The following is a 21,150-nucleotide window of genomic DNA, read 5'->3' on the forward strand; positions in this document are numbered from 1 at the left end:
CCGAAATTCGCAGCATCGGAACATCGCATGTCATTGAAGGACCGCCTCAGCGAGGCCCTCGCCGCTACCCCGGCTGAAAACACTCGCCGCATCGATACGCTGAAAGCCGCCCTCAACGCGGGCGAACATGAATCAGATATCGCCGAAGCGCTCACCCGCCTGATCGAAGCGCGCGTCACCCGCGCCGTGGCGCTGGAGCATGAAGGCCAGACCGAACAGGCCGCGCGGGAACGGGCCGAAATCTCCTCGCTCCAAACCCTGCTCGCCGGTGAACAGCCGGTCGCGCTGCCCGGTACCAAGGGCGCTTCCAAGTCGGGCAAAGGCGGCGCTCTGATCAGCCGCAATCAGATGGTCTTCGGCGGCATCGGTCTTTTGGCCCTTGGCGCGCTGGTCTACGCGCTGGTCCGTCCCTCTGAGGACACCGACACCTCGGCGGCCCAGAACACGGCTGCGATATCCATCTATAAAGAAGACCACACCCTTGGTAATCCCAAGGCGCCGATCACCATCGTGGAATATGCCGCGCCGGTCTGCCCGGTCTGCGCCCGCTTCTCCAATGAGGAATTTCCCATCCTGAAGCGTGAGTTCATCGATACTGGCCGCGTCTTCTATATCTTCCGTGTCTTCCCGATCCGCGCCCAGGACGGCGCCATTGAAGGCATCGCCCGCTGCCTGCCGAAGGAACGCTACTTCCCCTATATCGAGATGATGTTCCGCGAGCAGCCGCAATGGGACCCGGATGGCTATGACATTCCGGACGTCGAAGGCGCCATTGTGAAGCTTGCCGCCCGTGAGGGCCTGTCGCCGGAACGCGCCCGCCAGTGCATGGCCGACCCGGCCACCCAGGAGAGCGTTAACCAAATGGCCCAGGACGCCCAGCTCAAATACCAGATCGAGGGCACCCCGACCTTTATCATGAACGGTCAGGTGGTGAACTTCCCGCCTGGGAATCAGCGCCGCATTGATGTGCTCCGGATGAGAATTAATTCCCTTTCCGGCAGTTCCAATCCCTAACCGTCCACAGGAAGCGCGGTTGGTCCACAGACAGATTCGCAGCAACGTCCTCTAGACCTTGTACCTCGGTCACCTGGACGGGCTAATATGTGCCTGAAAATGGATCATCCCGCGCCTTCTGGAGACGGCTATGGCCCTCAAGGACCAGGTTAACGACGCACTTAACGCGACCCCGCCGGAAAGCACCGCGCGGCTGGAAACCTTGCGGGCCGTTCTGGCCGCTTCTGGCGGCGGCAGCGATGCCGAAGTGCAGGCTGCCCTCACCCGCCAGATCAGCGAACGCGAAAGCAAGGCGGCGACCTTCTCTGCCGCGGGTCAAGCCGATGCCGCCCGCGCCGAACGCGCCGAGATCGATGCTCTGCGTGGTCTGCTCCGCCTCGCGGTGACCAACACCGCACCTGCTACGCCGAAAAAAGCCCCCAAGGCGCCCAAGCCCGCCGAACAAACAGCCGCCGAACCCGCCGCGAAACCGGCGCTGCTTTCCAGCAAGCAGCTCATTATCGCGGGTGTGGTTGTGGCCGTGATCGCCGTGGCCGGTTACTTCGCCTTGAAGCCCAAGGATGAAAGCGCGGCGTCAGGCGGCGCGGTGACCGTAGAAGTCAAAGCCGAAGACCGCACCCAGGGTGATCCCAAGGCGCCGATCATGATGATCGAATACGCCGCCCCGCAATGCCCGCATTGCGCCCGCTTTAATTCCACCGTGATGCCGCGCATCAAGGAAGAGTACATCGACAAGGGTAAGGTGTTTTACATCCTGCGCATCTACCCGCTTGGGCCGACGGACGGCGCTATTGAAGGCATTGCCCGCCTCTGCCTGCCCAAGGACAAGTACTTCCAATTCATCGATCTAATGTTCCGCAACCAGCCCAAATGGGACCCGGATGGCTATCAGATTCCGGATGTGGGCGGCGCGGTGAAGCAGCTTGCGGCCATCATGGGCGTGTCGCCGGATCAGGCGGACCGCTGCATGACCGATCCCAACGAACAAGCCCGTATCAATGCGGTCTCGAATGAAGCCGTGACGCGCTACAACATCACCGGCACGCCGACCTTCATCATCAACGGCACCATCGTCTCGACCGCCGAAGCGACCTATCCCCAGCTTAAGTCTCGCTTCGATGCCATCCTGGCGAAGAAATAACGGATAAAGAGTAAGGGTTCCCAGTGAAGTTCACACGCTTACGAATTTCCGGATTCAAGTCGTTTGTGGAGCCGACTGAGCTCTACATCGAACCTGGTCTCACCGCCATTGTCGGGCCCAACGGCTGCGGCAAGTCCAACCTGTTCGACGCTCTGCGCTGGGTGATGGGTGAAAATCGCCCGACCTCCGTGCGCGGCGCCGAAATGGATGACGTCATTTTCGCGGGCTCCTCGGGCCGTCCGGCGCGTAACGTGGCCGAAGTCACGCTCGCGGTGGACAATTCCGACCGCACCGCAAATCCTCCCTATGCGGATTATGAGACCATCGAGATTTCGCGCCGTATCGAGCGCGAGGCCGGCTCGGTCTATCGCATCAATGGCCGCGATGTGCGCCAGAAGGACGTTCAGCTTTTCTTCGCCGATGCCTCTTCGGGGGCCGCCTCCACCGCCTTCGTGCGCCAAGGCCAGATTGGCCAGCTCGTCAGCCAGAAGCCGCTGGCGCGCCGCGCCATTTTGGAAGAAGCCGCGGGCATTTCGGGCCTGCATGCGCGCCGCCATGAAGCCGAATTGCGCCTGAAAGCGGCTGAAACCAACCTCAACCGCCTCGAAGACGTGATCAAAGAGGTGGAAGGCCAGCTTTCCAGCTTGAAGCGTCAGGCCCGTCAGGCCTCGCGTTATCGCAACCTCTCCGGCCATATCCGTAGAGCCGAAGCCCTCGCCCATTATCTGCGCTGGACCGCCGCCGCGCTGAAGACCTCCGCCGCGCAGGAAGCCCTGGAAGCGGCGAGCGCCATCGTCACCCAGGCGACCGATACCGCCGCTGTCGCCTCCACCTTGCAGGCGCATACCTCTGAAATTCTGCCGCCCTTGCGTGAAGCCGAGGCCGAGCGCGCCGCCGCGTTGCAACGCTTGATCCAGCAGAAGAACATCCTGGAAGCCGAGGAAAAGCGCGCCCAGGAACTCGCGCAATCGCTGCGCCAGCGCATTGCCCAGACCGAGGCCGACCTTTCGCGCGAACACGCGCTGAAAACCGACGCGACCACCGCGCTGGAAGCCCTCAGCACGGAATCGACTGATCTCGAAGCCGCGCAGGAACGCGCCGCTGCCGATCTCGCTGACGCCGATCAGAAGAATGGCGAGCTTAACGCCGCCCTTTATGAAGCCGAAAAGCTGCTCGAGCGTCTCACCGCGGAACTTGCCGAGCGTAACGCCAAACAGGCAAGCCTCGAACGTCAGCGCCGCAGCGCCAACGATCTCGTCGAGAGCACCAATGTTCAGCTTCTCGCTGCCGAAAACCGTCATGCCACGGCGCTCGAAAACGCTGCTGCCGACCCGGATGTAAGCGCCGCCGAAGCCGCGGTTGCTGAAGCCCGCAGCCTTGCGGAAATCGCGATCGCCGCCGCCGAAATGGCGCGCACTGAATTTGCCCGCGTCGATGAAGCCGAACGCGCCGCCCGCGCTGCGATGGAAGCTGCCGAAGCCGAAGCGCGCGCCACCCGCGACGCCGCCGAACGCGTGGCTCGCGAAGCCATGGAAGCGGTCGAGCGTGAAGGCCGCGCTGCGGTCGAAGCGGTGGAACGTGAAGGCCGTGCCGCGCTGGATGAAGCCGAGCGCGAAGGCCGTACCCTCGTCGAGACCACCGAACGCGATGGCCGTGCCGCGCTGGAAGCTGCCGAACGCGAAGGCCGCGCCTTGATCGAAGCTGCGGAACGCGAAGGCCGCGCTGCGATGGAAGCTGCCGACCGCGAAGGCCGCAGCAAGATCGAAGAGATTGATCGCGAAAGCCGCGCTCTTCTGGAAGTGATCGACCGCGAAGGCCGCGCGTCTGTGGAAACGGCTGACCGTGAAGGCCGTGCCGCCATCGATGCTGCGGAACGCGAAGGCCGCGCCGCGCTTGAAACCGCTGAACGCGAAGGCCGTGCCGCCATTGATACGGCGGAGCGTGAAGGCCGCGCCGCGATTGATGCGGCCGACCGCGATGGCCGTGCCGCATTGGAAGCCATCGAACGCGATAAGCGCAGCGTGCTCGAAGAAGCCGAGCGCGAAGTGCAGAAGCTGCAGGCGGAATCCTCGGCGCTGGCCCGTGTGCTCAGCCCCTCGGGTGAAAGCCTCTGGCCGCCACTGGTTGACGCAGTGAATGTGCAACCCGGTTATGAAGGCGCCCTCGCCGCCGCTTTGGGCGATGAATTGCAGGATCCGCTCGATGAAGCCGCCCCACGCCATTGGCGTGATCTGGGCGATTTCCCCTCGCGCGTTGGCCTGCCCGGCGGCGTGACCGCACTCGTCGAATACGTCTCCGGCCCGCATGCCATGAGCCGCCGCTTGACGATGACCGGCGTGGTCTCGCCCGAAGAAGGCGCAGCGCTGCAAAGCCAATTGATGCCTGGTCAGCGTCTTGTTTCGCCGCGCGGCGATCTCTGGCGTTGGGATGGCTACCGCGCCTCGGCGGATGCGCCGTCGGCTGCTGCCGTGCGCCTGGAACAGCGCAATCGTCTCAGCGAATTGGAAGGACTGATCGCTGAGGCGAAAGAAGCCCGCCGCATCGCATCGGAAGCCTATTTCTCGGCCAAGACCGAAGCCGAAGAAACCTATCGCACCGCCAAAGCCGCGGCGGAGGCAAGCTACAAATCCGCCAAGGAAGCGGCCGAGGAAGCTTACCTTCTCGCCACGACGGCAGCGGAAGACTCCTATAAGAGCCGCAAGAGTGCGGCTGTCGAAGCCCATAGCGTCGCCAAGACCGCTGCCGAACAGGCTTATGCGCAAAAGCGCAGCGAAGCCGAAACCAGCTATCGCGCCGCCAAGGCAGACGCCGAAGCCGCCCATGCTGCCGCCTTGAGCGCCGCGCAAGAAGCCTATGCTGCCCGTAAGGCTGAAGCGGATGCGGCCTACCAGACTGGCAAGCAGGCTGCGGAAGCCGCCTATCAGGCAGCCAAAGCCGAAGCCGATGCAGCCTATCAGTCCGGCAACGCGGAAGCCGAAGCGGCCTATCGCGGCCGCAAGGAAGCCGCGGACCAGACCTACAGCACCAACAAGCAAACCGCTGAAGAGGCCTACCTCACCGCACTTTCCGCTGCTGAAGAAACCTATCTTGCGGCCAAGACGGCTGGCGAAGCGGTGTATGAGACCGCCAAGGCTGCTGCCGAAGTCTCGCGCCAAGCCCTGCGCACCGCTGAACAGGAAGAGCGTAACTGCGCTGCCGCCATCATCGCGGCACAGGAAGAAGCCACCAAAGCCGCGCGCCAGGCCGCCGAACGCGCCAACCAGCTCGCCGCCTTGGAAGCCGAAATCAAGCGCCTCACTGAAGCGCGCGATCAGGCCCAGGAAAACGCCAACGCCGCTACCCAAGCGCTGGAAGAAATGGGCGATGGCGCCGAGCTGACCCAGGCTGTCGCCAATGCGCGTGAGAATGCTGCCGAAGCACGCGGCGCCGCCGCCAATGCGCGCGCGGTGCTCGATGGCCTCAAGCGCGATGGCGAAGCTCGCGCCCGCCGTCTCGCCACGATTGCCGAAGAGCGCACCCGTTGGGAAGAACGCGAAGTCGCCGCCTCCTCTCAGGTTGCCGAGTTGGAACGCCGCTGGACCGAGCTTTCCGAGGAACTCGTCGCTGCCGAAGCCGCCCCTGCCGAGATCGCCGAAAAAACGCATGCGCTTCTCGATGCCATCGGTGTTGCCGAAGCCGCCCGCAAGGAAGCTGGCGACGCCCGCGCTGAAGCCGAAGCCAAGCTCTCGGAAGCTGACAAGGCAGCCAAGCTCGCTGATCAGGCCCATTCCGCCGCGCGCGAAGAACGCGCCCGCGCCGAAGCGGTCTTGGAAGCCGATAACGCCCGCCTGACCGAGCTGCTGCAGCGCATCCGCGATGAGCTTGATTGCGCGCCCGAAGAACTCGCCGAACGCGCCGAAATCGCCGAAGGTGACGAACTCCCGCCGCTCGAAATCGCCGAAAAGAAGGTCGAGAAGCTGAAGCAGGAGCGCGAAGGCCTCGGTGGCGTCAATCTGCGCGCCGAAGAAGAAGCCAACGAGCTTGAGACCCGCCTCACCGGCCTCACCACCGACCGCGATGATCTCACCGGCGCGATCGAACGTCTGCGCCGCGGCATCCAGAGCCTCAACCGTGAAGGCCGTGAGCGCCTGCAAGAGGCCTATACGAAGGTCAACGAAAACTTCCAGATGCTGTATGCCAAGCTCTTCGAGGGCGGCGAAGCAAAACTGACCTTCACCGAATCCGAAGACCCGCTTGAAGCGGGCCTCGAAATCTTCGCCCGTCCGCCGGGAAAGCGCCTGCAGTCCTTGCAGCTTCTTTCGGGTGGTGAGCAGGCCCTGACGGCGATGTCGCTGATTTTCGCGGTGTTCTTGGTGAACCCTGCGCCTGTCTGCGTGCTCGACGAAGTGGACGCCCCGCTCGACGATGCCAACGTCGAACGGTTCTGCAACATGCTGGAAGAAATGACCAAGATGACGGACACCCGCTTCCTGGTCATCACCCACCACGCGCTGACCATGTCCAAGATGCACCGCCTCTTCGGTGTCACCATGGCCGAGCGCGGCGTCTCCCAGCTCGTCTCCGTCTCCCTCGCCGAAGCCGAACGGGTGGCGGCGGAATAGGACAGAATTCTTCCGTCATGGCGGATTGCGGCAGCTTGGAGTATGCTGCCGCAATGACCGAATTGTTGAGCCGGATCACGATCAATCCAGAACAGTGCCACGGGCGCCCCTGCATTCGCGGGATGCGCATCCGCGTGGCCGACATTCTGGAAATGCTCGCCAATGGAATCGCGGCAGAAGAAATTTTGGCCGACTTCCCGGATCTCGAAGCTGACGACATTCGCGCCAGCTTGGCCTTTGCCGCGACTCTTGCGGGAAACCCCGTGGTGAACGCCGCCGAGTAGGCCCATGAACTTCCTCGTCGACGCGCAACTGCCGCCCCAGCTCGCCATATGGCTCAGGGATCGTGGTCATCAGGCGTGGTCGATGTGCGAAATGTCGCTGCAAAACGCGACCGACAGGGTTGTTTGGGAGCTGGCGGAGCGTTTCGACGCGGTCATCGTGACCAAGGACGAAGATTTCGTTCTTCTGGCCTCCACCCGCTCTGGTCCACAGATTCTCTGGGTTCGGACCGGAAATCTGGTCAACCGCCTACTCTTGGCCCGCTTTGAACGGGCATGGCCGGAGGTAATTTCCCATCTTGGGGCGAACGCACGCGTTGTTGAATTACGCTAGCCCCCCTCCATATCGCCGCGCCTCTGATTCGCTTTGCTTTTCCAAGCCCTTGTGCGCGTTTCGGCGCGCTTGACGCCCCGTATTCCCGCCCCTATGGTCCGCCCGCTTTAAAGCCAAGCTGCGAGCGGGTCCTTGCCACCATCCGAACCCGAAGACCTCAAACGCCTCAAAGAGCGGCTCGATGCTGCCGGGGCAAAGGTCGCGGAATCGGAGAAACAGGCGGCACCAAACTCCCCCTACAGCATCGCTTTCCGGCTCGGGACCGAGTTGGTGTCGGCGGTGGTGGTGGGCGCAGGTATTGGCTGGGGCATGGATTGGGCGTTCGAGAATTGGGCGCACTTTCATACGCGGCCGGCTTTTATGGTCGTGATGTTCTTTTTGGGAGCTGCGGCCGGGATCCGGAACGTCTACCGCACCTCTCAGCAGCTAAGCGGCGCTGAGCCGCCGAAGGAGAAATAGCGCCGTGGCCATGAACCCCATGGAGCAGTTCGAGGTGAAGCCTCTGATCGAAGCGCCGCTGTTCAGCATCGGCGGTCATCCGATCTATTTCACCAACCAGGCCCTGTTCATGCTGGTGGCCGTGGGCCTTGCCGCGCTGTTCCTCACCCTCACCGTTTCGAAGAATCGCCTGGTGCCGACGCGCGGGCAATCGCTCGCCGAGGTCTCCTACGAATTCGTTGCCAACATGATCAATTCGACGATGGGCCATGACGGGCTGAAATTCTTCCCGCTCATTTTCACCATCTTCGTCTTCGTGCTGTTCAACAACTTCCTTGGCCTGGTGCCCTGGACCTTCACCGCGACTAGCCAGATCGCCATCACCTTCACGCTGGCAAGCTTTGTGATCCTCACCATGGTGGTGGTCGGCTTCATGAAGCACGGGCTTCGCTTCTTCAGCCTCTTTGTGCCGGAAGCGCCGTGGTATCTGCTTCTTTTGCTGGTGCCGATCGAGGTGATCTCCTTCCTCACCCGCCCCATCAGCCTTTCCGTCCGTCTTTTCGCCAACATGCTCGCCGGGCACACTTTGCTCGCCGTGTTTGCGAGCTTCGTGGTGCTGATGACCACTGCGGGCGGCATCATGTATGGCGTGGCCGTGGCGCCCTTCGCGCTCATCGTCTGCATCTACGTGCTTGAGATGCTGGTTGCGTTCCTGCAGGCCTATGTCTTTGCGGTTCTGACCTGCATCTATCTCAACGAAGCCCTCCATCTCCACGACCACCACTAAGTTTTGTGATCCGTCCCTAAGTTTCTGAAAAAAGGAATCAGACAATGGAAGTCGCTGCTGCGAAAATGATTGGCGCCGGTTTGGCCTGCTTCGCCCTCGCGGGCGCTGGCGTCGGCATCGGCCTGGTGTTCGGCAACTACCTCGCGGGCGCTCTGCGTAACCCGGGTGCGGCCGCCAGCCAGACCGCGAACATGTTCCTCGGCTTCGCCCTTTGCGAAGCGACGGGTCTGTTCGGCCTCGTGATCGCCTTCATCATCCTGTTCGGTTGATGAGCGCGGAACCTGTCACGCATACCGGCACTGAGGCGCAGCACAGTGCCGGCTTTCCGCCATTCAAGACGGAGAGCTTTCCGAGCCAGATTTTCTGGCTTGTGGTGACCTTTGCTGCCCTTTTCATCGTGTTGTGGCGCTTGGCAGGTCCGAGGATCGCCGGGGTGATTGGCGCCCGTAAAGGTCAGATCGAAGGTGACCTTGCGGCAGCCGAAAAGCACCGGGCTGATGCGGAAGCCGCCCTGGCCGCCTACGAGACGGCTCTGGCCGATGCACGGGTGAAAGCCCATGCCGAAGCCGAGGCCAACCGCAAGGTGATTGAAGCCGAGGTCGAAAAGGCCAAGGCGGAAGCCGATGCGGAAGCCCGCGAAGCCGCCGCCAAGGCCGAGGCAGGAATTGCTGCCGCCCGCGCCGAGGCTGCAACACATGTCACAAAAGCTGCGCAAGATGCAGCGGCGGATATTGTGAACCGGCTGATCGGGGTTACCGTGACTTCCGAGCAGGCGGAAGCCGCCGTCAAGGCAGTAGGTGCCTGACGATGGTTGGGGGGCCGGCATGTGGGCTTTTAAAACTGCCGTTTCATGGCTTGCCGCCGGCCTTGTCGTCTTCTTCCTCGTCATTCACCGGAACGATTCCATGAACGTGATCGAACTCCTCAAAGAATACGAAGTCTGGGTCGCACTCGGCCTTCTCGTCCTGATCTTCGCCTTCCTGTATCTGCGCGTGCCGGGTCTGGTGACCAAGCAGCTCGATGCGCGCTCCAGCGCCATCGCCAAGGAACTGGAAGAAGCCAAGCGCCTGCGTGAAGAAGCTCAGGCCGTGCTCGCCGGTTACGCCCAGAAGGCCGCTCAGGCCGAGGTCGAAGCCAGCCGCATCGTGGCCGAGGCCAAGGATGAAGCCGAGCGCTTCGCAAAGGAAACCCGCGCCCAGCTGCGTCAGCAGATCGAGCGCCGCGCGCAGATCGCCAAGGACAAGATCGAGCAGGCTGAGAAAGCCGCGCTTGAAGAAATCCGTGTCCTTGCCGCCGATAAGGCTGTGGCCGCTGCGGAAAAGCTGATCGCCGAACGCCTCGATGCCGGTCACACCGACAGCTTGGTCAAGGAAAGCATCCAGGAATTCTACAAGGCCGGCTAAGCCGGTTTTGAAAGACCTGAAATGCAAAACCCGCCGTATCCCGGCGGGTTTTGTTTTGGGGTGTGCGTGCTTCGAGGGCCTGCGCCCAACCACTTTCGCAAATCATCACTATCCGGGCGCGCAGGCCACCTCAGCATGACGAGAATGGAGCCTAAAAACTCCCGTCATGCTGAGGTGCGAGCCGCGGAATATGTGTGTGGGTCAGCAGTGAGCGGGAGCGGCGAGCCTCGAAGCACGCACATAAAAAACGGCGCCGTCCTGCTACGTGACGGCGCCGGGGTAAGCGCTAAAATTAAGGGGGCGCGAGACTAGATCTGCCTTCGCAGGCGGCGACACGAAACCTTCCCCACCAATCTTGGCTCACTTTGGCGCAATGAGCAGAGTTTCGAGTTGTCCCCTCAATGTGGGGCGCACCTCGTCACGCGTTTTCTTCCATTCTGCGTCAGGTTTATACTGCGGATGGTACTCCCCTGGCGCCTCGATGAGGTAATTCCGCCCAGGGCGTGAAGGATCGGCTGGGACTTCTTTCGCTTTCTCGAAATCCTTGACCGCATTCATAGCTGCCATTGCCTCGTCATTGCCGCCTCGACAAAGAGCATCGTCCTTCTTACGCAAGGGTGCGAACAACTTCTCTTGCCTTAGGGCGAAATCGATGACGCGCTTCTTGTCGTCTTCCCGCAGGGATTGGCCAAAACGAATGGCATCACGCGCAGCAAATCTATACTCAGCCATCCGATTGCTTGGAGCCGACATATCCTTGCACATGGGAGAATCAACCGCGATCAGAGCAATCGTATAAAGCGTGTTTGAAAACGCACGCTTCTTCATATCATCGGCTCCAGGGCGCCCCGCTCGTTCGAAGGATAAAGCCATGTTCCAACTATCGACGGCATATAGTTTCGCTACGACATACCCACCGCCATTTGCCAAACGCAGCAACTCCCAGTTCATGATCAAGCCCAGATCATCCACCCCCTTCATCGAGGAATAGATTTTATCGAGTTCACCTTTCAGGGTGCGCCAATCGGAGTGATCAAAAGCGGCATCCAGCTTGGGGGCGTAAGACGGTAACCTGAAGCCCGGTTTGCTCGTATAAAACGTGGTCAGGCGCTCGCGGAGCGCAGCTTCCTCGGGCGTATCTGCCGCGCCCGCCCTGGAGATGGTGAGCAAGACCGCAGCTATAAAGACAATTAGATTTTTCATCAGCTCCTCGGCGCCCATGTTCCCTTCACGATACGATAGGCGACCTTTATTTGCGACCAGGACCTATGCCGCAGCTATGCACCGCATCCCAGTTCATTCGCGATAAAAAAAACGGCGCCGTCCTGCTACGTGACGGCGCCGGGGTAAGCGCTAAAATTAAGGGGGTTCTAGCGCAAAATCAGAATGGCTTTAGCGGGCAGCGATGTTGAAACGCGGCTCGCCGACGATGAGCTGCGGCTTGCCGTAGACGCGGGCCACCAGCGGCGCATTCACCGAACGGATGGCGTTGTCCATCGCCTCGGTCACACAAGCCGAGCGGCGGCGGAACGCGGCGAGATCACGAATGTCGGCGCTGCCGCAAACCGTCTCGGCGGCGACGCGGATGCGGTTGATGAGGGTGGTGGCGCCAGCCGGACGGGCAAGGTCCAGATCGGCATAGGAAACGGAAATCTGCGGCGCGGCCGAAGCGGCGGCGAAAACGGTGCAAGCCGACAAGGCCAGCGCGGTGAGAAAGCGGGTCATGTCATCCTCGTTGTGAGCCCGTTCCGCAGGGAAGAACGGGCCGAATAGCGTTGCGATCTTGGTGAATCGTCCTGCGCTTCTGGGGCGTGGTTTGCCTGCCCCCTGTGACGGGGCCATAACCGGGACATAACGGCTGCGTGAAAACTCTCCGGCAGATTCAAAATGTTACGTGCCTAAAACGAATGCAGGCCACTTGCTGGGGCACTCCGCCCCGGCGCGCGCAAATGTGACTGAGCGGCTCAAGGCAAAATCCCCGAGCCTCTATGCAGCGCCTCTGCGCCGCGCTATCTGTCAAAAAACTCAGACAAAACTTGGGGAGGCCATCCATGCGCCTGACAACGAGACTCGCCACATCCACCGCCGTTCTGGCGATGCTCAGCGCAGGTGCGCTGGCGGCCCCGTGCAAGGTCACCAGCGTCAGCACCGGCAAGGACAGCCTGAATATCCAGACCGCCTGCGGCACGACCCTGATCGAGCCCTGGAGCGAAGCCACGCTGCGCGTCCGCCATTTGCCCGCGGGCGCCCCTGCCCCGCGCCCGAGCCTGATCGTCAACGGCCACAAGGCGCCCTCCCACTTCGCCGTGAAGGACGGTGCCAGCGAGATCACCGCCGAGACCGCCAGCTTGCGCATCGTGATCGATCGCGCGGATGGCCATGCCGCCTTCTTCCATCCCGGCGACAAGACGCCCTTCCTCAGCGAAGCCAAAAGCACCGCCAATCCCACCAACTCAGGCCTCTATAAGGTCGAGCAGGCCTTCGCGCCGCCTTTCGGGGCGGGCCTCCACTTCTACGGCCTCGGCCAGCATCCCGCAGGCGGGCTCGATCTGCAGAAAGGCGCCGTGCATCTGCAGCAGGCCAATGGCTCCACGGGATTGCCCATGGTGCTCACCAGCGGCGGCTATGGCGTCTTATGGGACAACGCCTCGGTCACCGATGTGTCGGTACTTCCTCCGGCCGAAGGCGGCAATCTGCAATTCACCTCTGAAGCCGCTGAAGCCATCGACTACTACCTCATCACCGGCGCCAATGCCGATCAGGTCGTCTCCGGCTATCGCGCGCTGACGGGTTCGGTGCCGATGCTGCCGCGCTGGGCATTCGGCTTCTGGCAATCCTATGAGCATTACGCGACCCAGGATGAGATCGTCACCGTCGCCAAGCGCTATCGCGACAGCGGCATTCCCATCGATGGCATCATCCAGGATTGGCAATATTGGAAAGACGGCCAATGGGGTGCGCATCAATTCGATCCCGCGCGCTACCCCGATCCCCAAAAAATGGTCGCCGATATTCACGCCCTCGACATCCACACCATCATCTCGGTCTGGGCGCGCTTCGACAAGGATACCGACAACACCGCCGAGCTGGATAAGGCGGGCTTTCTTTATCCCAAGACCTACAAGAACGTTTTCCCGGTTGGGTTCGGGCGCTGGTACGATCCCTATGGCAAAGGCCGCGATATGTATTGGGATCAGATTTCCCGCCGCCTCGGCAAGGATGGTTTCGATGGCTGGTGGCTTGATGCTTCCGAGGCCGAGCTTGGCGGCGAATGGGGCCAGATGCGCGATGTCGTGACGGCGCAAGGCCCCGGCGCCCTCGTCTACAACGCCTATCCGCTCTTTCACACCATGGGCGTCTATGAAGGCCATCGCCGCGATTTCCCGGATCGCCGCCCGGTGATCCTGACGCGTTCGGCTTGGGCTGGTCAGCAGCGCAATGGCGCGATCTCCTGGTCGGGCGATATCCATGGCGATTGGGAGACCTTCCGCCGCCAGATTCCCGCCGGGCTCAATTTCATCTCCGCCGGCCTTCCCTATTGGAACACCGACATAGGCGGCTTCTTCGCGGGCGATCCCAAAGACCCCGCCTATGGCGAGCTCTTCACCCGCTGGTTTGAGTTCGGTGCCTTCACCCCAATGTTCCGCGTCCATGGCACCGGCAAATCCAAGGAGATGTGGCAGTTCTCGCCGGAGGTGCAGCCGATCCTCGAGAAATTCGACCGCCTGCGCTATCGCCTCTTGCCCACCATCTATTCGCTGGCCTTTGACGTCACCCTCAACAACGCCTCGATGATGCGCCCGCTGGTGTTCGATTTCGGCGGCGATAAAGACGCGCTCGATATCCCGGATGAGTTCATGTTCGGCCCCATCCTGGTCGCGCCCGTCACCCGCAAAGGCGCAACCGATCGCATGGTCTATCTGCCGGGTGATACCGAATGGGTGGATTTCTGGACCGGCAAGCGCTTCAAGGCAAAATCGAACATCGTCGCCCACGCACCGCTCGACACGCTGCCGCTCTATGTCCGCGCCGGCACCATCCTGCCGATGGGCCCCGTGGTCGGTCATGCCGAAGCGCAGAAGGACAAGCCTATCGAGCTGCGCGTCTATCGCGGCGCCAATGGCAGCTTCAATCTCTATGACGATAGCGGCAATGGCTGGGGCTATGAGAAAGGCCAGCGCGCGCTGGTGCCCATCACCTGGAACGAGGCGACGGGCACGCTCACGCTCGGCGCCCGCCAAGGCAAATTCCCCGGCATGAAACAAACCCGCGAATTCCACATCGTCTTTGTCAACGACACCAACGGTGTTGGCGACAGCGAGGCCAAGACGTTCCAGACGGTGAGCTACAAGGGCAAGAAGGTGGAGATTAAAGCGCCCTAACTATATCCGTCATGGCCGGGCTTGACCCGGCCATCCATCTGCGGCGTATCCAAAATGGATGGCCGGCTCGGAGGCCGGCCATGACGATTAATATTTATACCTTAAGTGCGAGCCTCGACTTGTCCGCCGTAGCTCCTGCAAAGGCGGAAGCACGCACGCCCTACTTTTTCACATTCGCCTTCGCCGCCGCTTTGATCAGCGCCTTCAGCGCCGCGGCATCGATCTTCGCGCCTTCGGCAAAATCGATGGCGCGGCGGGTGTTGCCGTCCAGGCTGGAATTGAACAGTTTCTTGGGATCCGGCAGCGAGGCGCCTTTGGCAAAGGTCATCTTCACCACCGCCTTATAGGTCTCGCCGGTACAGATTATGCCGTTATGCTCCCACACCGGCACGCCGCGCCATTTCCAGGTTTCGACCACATCTGGAACAGCCTCGTGCACGATAGCGCGCAGCTTTTTCAACATCTCGCCGCGCCAATCGCCAAGCTCGGCAATGCGCTGATCGATCAACGCGGACGCGCCGCTTTTGGGTCCGTCTGAAGCTTTGCTCACCATGGCATCCTCCCAGGGGATCATGCCTGCGCAAAGCAGTCCTGAAAACCATGCCGCAACGTCAAGCGATGACGAAGCGCGTCCTACTTCACCGCAAACAGCGCCGCTTCGCGCGCGCAATCGGGCTTGGCGCAGAGCATCCACTGCTCGGCGCCCGCGCCTTCGAAACGGCCCATGTGATAGAGATAGCTACGTTCGTCCGTACACATCACAATCGGCACCAAGAGCGACGATCGCGCGTGCCAGTTCTTTTTCTTTGCGCAGCGGCTATCCGCCGATAGCGCCGGGCGGGCGGGTTTCACCGCCTTGCCCTCGCCCGTCACCTGCACACATGAAGCGCCCGTCAAACAGCGCACGGCGCCAGCTTGCGCCGCACGTTCGAACCAGGTGGCGGGCTTGTCGCCGAACAGCGTGACCCCGAAAACGCCCGCCGCCGCAATCGCGGCAATGGCAAGTCCCAGGCCCGCTGATCCGCGCATCACTTCGTTTCTGGCTTCACCACGCGGATATGCAGCTCTCTGAGCTGCTTCAGCGTCGGTTCGGCGGGCGCGTTCATCATCAGATCCTGCGCCTGCTGGTTCATCGGGAAGAGGATGACTTCGCGCAGGTTATCGACACCCGCGAGCAGCATGACGATGCGGTCGATGCCCGGCGCGGTGCCACCATGCGGCGGGGCGCCATAACGGAACGCATTCAGCATGCCGGCGAACTTCACTTCGGTTTCCTCGCGCGCATAGCCCGCGATCTCAAACGCCTTCAGCATCACTTCGGGATCGTGGTTGCGGATGGCGCCGCTCGAAAGCTCGATGCCATTGCAGACGATGTCGTATTGATAGGCTTTGATATTGAGGATGGTGTCCGCGTCCTTGGGGTCGAGCGCCAGGAAGGCCTCGCGGTCGAATTGCGGCATGGAGAAAGGATTATGCGAGAAGTCGATCTTCTTCTCGTCCTCATTCCATTCATACATCGGGAAATCGACGATCCAGCAAAAGGCAAACTTGTTCTTGTCAATCAGGTTGAGGTCATTGCCGAGGCGGATACGCACCTGCCCAGCTTGAGCAGCAGCGCGCTCCTTCTTGCCCGCGCAGAAGAAGACGGCATCGCCCGCCTTCACGCCGGTCACCTTCACCAGCTCTTCCAACGCGGCAGGCGGCAGGAATTTCGCGATCGGACCTTTGCCGGAGAGCGCGCCGTCCTTTTCCTCGAAGACGATATAGCCAAGCCCCGCGGCGCCGAGATCAGCGCGCGCCCAGCTTTCGAGCTTATCGAACCACGACCGCGGCTGGCTGCCAGCGCCCGGCCCAGGAATGGCGCGCACCACCTTGTCCTTGAACGCCTTAAAGGCCACGTCTTCGCGATCAAATACGGCGGAGACATCGGAAATGATGATCGGGTTGCGCAGATCGGGCTTATCGACGCCGTATTTCAGCATCGATTCCTGATACGGAATGCGCACGAAGGGCGCCGGGCCGACGTCACGGCCAGCGGCGAATTCCTCGAACACGCCATGCAGCACAGGCTCCACCGCCGCAAACACGTCATCCTGGGTGGCGAAGCTCATCTCAAGGTCGAGCTGATAGAACTCGCCCGGCGAACGGTCGGCGCGCGCGTCCTCATCGCGGAAGCACGGCGCGATCTGGAAATAGCGGTCGAAGCCCGCCACCATCAAAAGCTGTTTGAACTGCTGCGGCGCCTGCGGCAGCGCATAGAACTTGCCCGGATGCAGACGGCTCGGCACCAGGAAGTCGCGCGCGCCTTCGGGCGAAGAGGCCGTCAGGATCGGGGTCTGATATTCCATGAAGCCCTGATCGATCATGCGGCGGCGGATGGAGGAGATCACCTGCGAGCGCAGGATGATGTTCTTGTGCAGACGCTCGCGGCGCAGATCCAGGAAGCGGTACTTCAGGCGCGTCTCTTCGGGATATTCGAGATCGCCGAACACCGGCAGCGGCAGATCGGATGCCATGCCCTGCACGCTCGCCTCATCGATGCGCAGTTCCACTTCGCCGGTCGGCATGTCGGGGTTCACGGTATCGCCGGTGCGGGCCTCAAGATGGCCGGTCAGCGTCAGCACCCATTCGGAACGGGCGCGGTCCACGGTCGCGAAAGCCGGGCTATCGGGTTCCACCACGGCTTGCGTGATGCCGTAATGGTCGCGCAGATCGATGAAGATCAGCCCGCCATGGTCGCGGCGGCGATTCACCCAGCCGGACAGCCTGACTTTGGTGCCGACATCTTTCTTGCGCAGTTCGCCGCAAGTATGGGTGCGATAGGCGTGCATGACGAAACGGTTCCCCGGAAATTCTCGTTTAAAGCCGGGGGTATGTGGCGGTTTCAGGGGGGCAAGGTCAAGTATATTGCGCCGATTGCGGCAAACGCCGCAATGATCCGCCAGAATCCGGCCACCCCTGCATTTCGCCCCGGCCCACCATCTTTACGGCCCAGCCCTCCCGTCCTTTTCTGCCCCCATTTCCCTCTTTTCTGCCCCCCGTTTTCCGGGGGGAAGTGCCCCGAAGGGGCGAAGGGGGCCTCGAAACCTGCCCCGCGCCTTCCGAACACGCCCCCGCCACCCCCTTCCCGCGTGTCGAGCTTAAATGTCCTTACCCTCTTCGGATCGCGAAACGCCCGGCGTTACTTATAGCCCCCCTGGTTGAAGGACTGTTTTTCGTAACGGAACCATCCTAGGCTTCGCGTAAGAATCGAGTTTGCCGGCAAATACCCCCTGCGTTGAAATTCGCAACCTTGCATGAAGCGCTAGTTACGAGACTTATATGCCCGAAGGCCCAAAGCTCCTCGAATCGGTCCCTGTAGAACGAATTTTTCTCTGGCTGGGCAATCCCAGGCATAACTCCGTTGAGGCCGAGGCAGCGGCAATCGCGCGCCTTTGCGACAAGGAACTGGTTTACCCTCTTGCACGCGACATCGCGAAGATAGGACTCAATCCGCTTGAACGATTTGCGCTTGTTCCAATTGGCAAAGCCAGAATTGGTGGGGCAACTACAAACTACACGACTGCCGAGGGAAATCGTCGTATCTGCGCTTTGAAGCTCCTTAATGATCCCGAGCTTGCGCCAGCCAATCTTCGAAAGTCATTCGAAAAACTGGCGGAAAAATCGAACGTACCGTCGATGGTGTCGGCGGCCGTCTTTCCTGATTTTGAAAGCTTTCGAATGTGGCTAGACCGTATCCACAACGGGTTGCAAGGTGGGATCGGTCGGAAAGATTGGAATGCGGAACAAAAGCAGCGCTTCGACGGAGGAAGCAAAAACAAGGTAGCACAGGCTCTGCTCGACTATGCCGAAACTGAGAAATTTCTCACCGCCGAGGAGCGCGCCGGAAAGCTCACTACAGTACAACGCTTTGTAGGCAACAGCGTATTTCGCGAGGTGATCGGGATTGATCAAGAAAATCCAGATTCTCTTGGTCGAACCCGCCCCAAAAAAGAGTTCGATGTGTTGGTGAAACGCTTCATTCGCGATCTTGTAGAAGGCGAAGACGTCAATTCGCGAATGAACAGAAAGGAGATTATCGATTACGCACGCCCTCTCAATACTCTGCCGGGGGTCTCATCCAGTCGCGTTGAAACCGAAATCTTGTTGGAATCAGATTCGGATAAGCCAAAGAAATTCAGACTAAAGAAGCCTAAAACACCAGAGAAAGCCACGCGCGTCCGATATGAAGAAACGATTTACAGGGCGCTGAAATCTCTCGGAAACGAAAAGCTCCTGAGCCTTTACCACTCGATTTGCGCCATAGAGCTAGACCTCCACACTCCTATCGTCGCAATTGGCACGTGGTCATTTTTCGAAACCCTTACTGCGTGTGCAGGCCGAAACGATGACACGAGTATTGACGGTTATTTCTCGAAAAACAAATTGGCCAGTTACGGTATTACAGGAGACACCTTGTCGCTTCGCAGCGCGCTAGTTCGGGTCCGAGAGTATGGAAATACTACAAAGCATCACCGGATCGCTGCTCTCTTTAACGGAGATCAGCTCAACAACGACATCGTATCTCTGAAGCCGGTTATCCTGAAGTGCATTGAGGAAGCTGCCGCTAAAAGCCCGTAAAAAATTCTGTCCGCGACCGTTTCGCTCTGATAGTTTCCCCAGCAAAAGCAAGGGGAAGGCCTCAGTATCTCATGTCAATAGCAGCTTCACCGTTGCGCTATCCTGGCGGGAAGGCATGCCTGCTGGATGTCACGGCAACGGTTTTACGTCTCAATAAGTTAGAAAGGGGCCACTATGCGGAACCGTATGCAGGTGGTTGCGGATTGGCTTTAGAGCTCCTGTACGGAGGTCACGTCGCAGATATCCATATCAATGATATCGATCCCTCAATTTGGGCATTCTGGCATTGCGTCTTAAACGAGACCGACGCGCTAGTGAACGCGATAGAAAAAACCGAAGTCACGATTGAAGAATGGCGTAAGCAACGTTGCATTCACAGAGCACAAAATATCGCTGATCCCCTCGCACTTGGGTTTTCTGCATTTTTTCTCAATCGCACGAACAGATCTGGCGTGATCAAAGATGCCGGAGTTATAGGCGGCTTAGCTCAAGCGGGGACTTATAAGATCGACTGCCGCTTTAACCGAATAGAACTCATCCGCCGCATTCAAAGAATATCAAAATACAAAAGTAGGATTCACCTTACAAATTTGGATGCGATAAAGTTTCTAAAAAGGTGTGAGAAAAAACTACCTGAGGATTCTCTTATTTTTATTGACCCTCCGTACTACAATAAAGGTGCCAGTCTTTACACGAACCATTACCTAAAAGACGATCATGCGAAGGTCGCGGAGAGCATAATCAGTCTTAAAAGAAATTGGATTGTAACTTACGACGACGCACCTGAAATCCGGCATCTTTATCGAGACCGGCGCCAATACAGCTTTGATGTTGCCTACTCGCTTCACCAAAAGCGTCTGGGAACCGAGCTTCTAATCGCCTCCAAAGGATTAAAAATTCCCGCGGAAATGCGAGAGAGGCAAGTCAACAGGCCTCAATCTAAAGCTGCCTAGTCGCATTGGGAGCAGTAGTATGGGACGAGAGTAAAGTCCCCTCACCCCGCATACCTCCGCCCCAGCCATTTGCGCACGGGCTTGTCGTAGCCATAGAGCAGCGCCGTCGCCAGCAGCAGCACGAAGGCAAACACGCCCACCGCCGCGCCGTGTTGCGCGAGTTTACCGGGGTGGGTGTTCCAGACCCAATGGCCGAACAAAAATATAAACGGGTAATGCAGGATATAGACGGGATAGGATAGCTCGCCGGTGAAACGGCAGAGCGGCCCCAGCTTTCCGGTCTCGGCGCGAATGCTCGCCCCCACCATCAAGATCAGCGGGAAGACCAAAATGATCATCCCGGCTTCCAGCAGCGTATTGGCGAGGCCCTTCAAAGCGGGCGCGGCCAGGACGGCGAGGAGGATCAGCGAGGCGGTGAGATAGGGCATCGGCAAACGGATTTTCCAGCCCATGCGATAAACGAAGAGCCCGGCAAGGAAGGGATAGGTCAGCCGCACCGGCGCCACCCACAAGGTCTCATAGCCCCAGCCCCAGCCGAAGGCCTGTTTCTGGGCGAGCAGCACCGCCGCCACGATCAGCGCCACCGCCCCCAGCGCCAACAGCACGCGATGCAGCCCGCGCCCGATCCGGCAAAGCCACAGCGCATAGACAACATTGGCGATGTATTCCCAGAACAGCGTCCAGGTCGGCGCATTCAGGCAATGGGTCTCGTCCCAATGGTTGGGCAGCGTCGGCGACGGCAGCAAAAACAGCGTCAGGACATAGGCCAGCAGCAGCGAGCCCAGCGACAGGCCGACGCCGATCTGCTGGGTGGTGCCGACATTGGGATCGTTCAGGTAACAGATCAGGCCCAGCGTCACCGCCACCGGCACCATAGGATGCAGGCGGATCAAGCGCCGTTTGGCAAAACCCCAAAAGCTGAGTGCGCCCGCGCCATTGCCGCCGCGTCTTAATCTTTCATCATAAGCATAGCCGAGCACGAAGCCCGACAAGGCATAGAAGAAATCCACCGCCAGATAGCCATGCGGGAACGGGTTATGGGCCCAATCCGGCGTGGTCAGCTCGAAGATATGGAAAATGATCACCGCGATGGCCGCGGTACCGCGCAGGCCGTCGAGAACCTCGTAATGTGCTTTCAACTGCCCCCAGCGCCGTCTTCAGCGCGCTCCCCGGCCCGCTCATTGGCGGGATTTCAT

General features: G+C 60.4%; 19 protein-coding genes. 13 read left to right on the forward strand and 6 right to left on the reverse strand.

The window, feature by feature from the left end:
* Positions 1–27: 27 nt before the first annotated feature.
* From FHS83_RS17500 to FHS83_RS17545, 10 genes are all read left to right on the forward strand, one after another.
* A complete protein-coding gene (locus FHS83_RS17500; RefSeq protein WP_167084509.1) occupies positions 28–1,014 on the forward strand; it encodes a DsbA family protein in 987 nt (328 codons plus the stop codon).
* Positions 1,015–1,144: 130 nt separating this feature from the next.
* Positions 1,145–2,155 carry a DsbA family protein gene (locus FHS83_RS17505; protein WP_167084511.1) on the forward strand — a complete coding sequence of 337 codons (1,011 nt, stop codon included), beginning with the start codon at positions 1,145–1,147 and terminating at the stop codon, positions 2,153–2,155.
* A gap of 23 nt (positions 2,156–2,178) precedes the next feature.
* Entirely contained in the window at positions 2,179–6,756 is a 4,578-nt protein-coding gene (locus FHS83_RS17510; protein ID WP_167084513.1) for an AAA family ATPase, read from the forward strand.
* A gap of 53 nt (positions 6,757–6,809) precedes the next feature.
* Positions 6,810–7,040: a DUF433 domain-containing protein gene (locus FHS83_RS17515; RefSeq protein ID WP_167085602.1), complete on the forward strand. Its 231-nt coding sequence runs from the start codon at positions 6,810–6,812 to the stop codon at positions 7,038–7,040.
* A gap of 4 nt (positions 7,041–7,044) precedes the next feature.
* A complete protein-coding gene (locus tag FHS83_RS17520) occupies positions 7,045–7,371 on the forward strand; it encodes a DUF5615 family PIN-like protein (protein ID WP_167084515.1) in 327 nt (108 codons plus the stop codon).
* A 132-nt stretch (positions 7,372–7,503) separates the two neighbouring features.
* On the forward strand, positions 7,504–7,830 hold the full coding sequence (locus FHS83_RS17525) for an AtpZ/AtpI family protein (protein WP_167084517.1): 327 nt from the start codon (positions 7,504–7,506) through the stop codon (positions 7,828–7,830).
* Between the two features lie 10 nt (positions 7,831–7,840).
* On the forward strand, positions 7,841–8,596 hold the full coding sequence (locus tag FHS83_RS17530; protein ID WP_167085604.1) for a F0F1 ATP synthase subunit A: 756 nt from the start codon (positions 7,841–7,843) through the stop codon (positions 8,594–8,596).
* Between the two features lie 44 nt (positions 8,597–8,640).
* Positions 8,641–8,865 carry a F0F1 ATP synthase subunit C gene (locus FHS83_RS17535; protein ID WP_166930433.1) on the forward strand — a complete coding sequence of 75 codons (225 nt, stop codon included), beginning with the start codon at positions 8,641–8,643 and terminating at the stop codon, positions 8,863–8,865.
* On the forward strand, positions 8,865–9,401 hold the full coding sequence (locus FHS83_RS17540; RefSeq protein ID WP_167084519.1) for a F0F1 ATP synthase subunit B family protein: 537 nt from the start codon (positions 8,865–8,867) through the stop codon (positions 9,399–9,401). Before FHS83_RS17535 ends, FHS83_RS17540 begins: the two co-directional genes overlap by 1 nt.
* A gap of 19 nt (positions 9,402–9,420) precedes the next feature.
* A complete protein-coding gene (locus FHS83_RS17545; RefSeq protein WP_208414935.1) occupies positions 9,421–9,999 on the forward strand; it encodes a F0F1 ATP synthase subunit B family protein in 579 nt (192 codons plus the stop codon).
* 360 nt (positions 10,000–10,359) lie between these two features.
* Here FHS83_RS17545 and FHS83_RS17550 read toward each other — a convergent pair whose 3' ends face one another.
* Positions 10,360–11,220: a hypothetical protein gene (locus FHS83_RS17550; protein ID WP_167084521.1), complete on the reverse strand. Its 861-nt coding sequence runs from the start codon at positions 11,218–11,220 to the stop codon at positions 10,360–10,362.
* 171 nt (positions 11,221–11,391) lie between these two features.
* Complete coding sequence (locus tag FHS83_RS17555) at positions 11,392–11,724, reverse strand: UrcA family protein (RefSeq protein ID WP_167084523.1); 333 nt, start codon at positions 11,722–11,724, stop codon at positions 11,392–11,394.
* Positions 11,725–12,050: 326 nt separating this feature from the next.
* On the opposite strand from FHS83_RS17555, the gene FHS83_RS17560 reads away from it, so the two are divergent.
* Positions 12,051–14,381 (forward strand): glycoside hydrolase family 31 protein, encoded by a 2,331-nt coding sequence (locus FHS83_RS17560; RefSeq protein ID WP_167084525.1) that lies wholly within the window; start codon positions 12,051–12,053, stop codon positions 14,379–14,381.
* A gap of 160 nt (positions 14,382–14,541) precedes the next feature.
* Here FHS83_RS17560 and FHS83_RS17565 read toward each other — a convergent pair whose 3' ends face one another.
* The 3 genes from FHS83_RS17565 to aspS form a co-directional block, all read right to left on the reverse strand.
* Complete coding sequence (locus FHS83_RS17565) at positions 14,542–14,934, reverse strand: DUF1801 domain-containing protein (protein WP_167084527.1); 393 nt, start codon at positions 14,932–14,934, stop codon at positions 14,542–14,544.
* Positions 14,935–15,014: 80 nt separating this feature from the next.
* Positions 15,015–15,410, reverse strand: coding sequence for a hypothetical protein (locus tag FHS83_RS17570; protein ID WP_167084529.1), 396 nt, complete (start codon positions 15,408–15,410; stop codon positions 15,015–15,017).
* Positions 15,410–17,212: an aspartate--tRNA ligase gene (aspS, locus tag FHS83_RS17575; protein WP_167084531.1), complete on the reverse strand. Its 1,803-nt coding sequence runs from the start codon at positions 17,210–17,212 to the stop codon at positions 15,410–15,412. The genes FHS83_RS17570 and aspS overlap by 1 nt, the downstream gene beginning before the upstream one ends.
* Before the next feature lie 490 nt (positions 17,213–17,702).
* On the opposite strand from aspS, the gene FHS83_RS17580 reads away from it, so the two are divergent.
* Both FHS83_RS17580 and FHS83_RS17585 read left to right on the forward strand, forming a co-directional pair.
* A complete protein-coding gene (locus FHS83_RS17580) occupies positions 17,703–19,001 on the forward strand; it encodes a hypothetical protein (RefSeq protein WP_167084533.1) in 1,299 nt (432 codons plus the stop codon).
* A 71-nt stretch (positions 19,002–19,072) separates the two neighbouring features.
* Positions 19,073–19,954: a DNA adenine methylase gene (locus FHS83_RS17585; protein WP_167084535.1), complete on the forward strand. Its 882-nt coding sequence runs from the start codon at positions 19,073–19,075 to the stop codon at positions 19,952–19,954.
* Positions 19,955–19,995: 41 nt separating this feature from the next.
* On the opposite strand, the gene FHS83_RS17590 is transcribed toward FHS83_RS17585, so the two are convergent.
* On the reverse strand, positions 19,996–21,093 hold the full coding sequence (locus FHS83_RS17590; RefSeq protein ID WP_167084537.1) for an acyltransferase family protein: 1,098 nt from the start codon (positions 21,091–21,093) through the stop codon (positions 19,996–19,998).
* Positions 21,094–21,150 lie beyond the last annotated feature (57 nt).

The organism is Rhizomicrobium palustre (genome assembly GCF_011761565.1).
Lineage (GTDB): Bacteria > Pseudomonadota > Alphaproteobacteria > Micropepsales > Micropepsaceae > Rhizomicrobium > Rhizomicrobium palustre.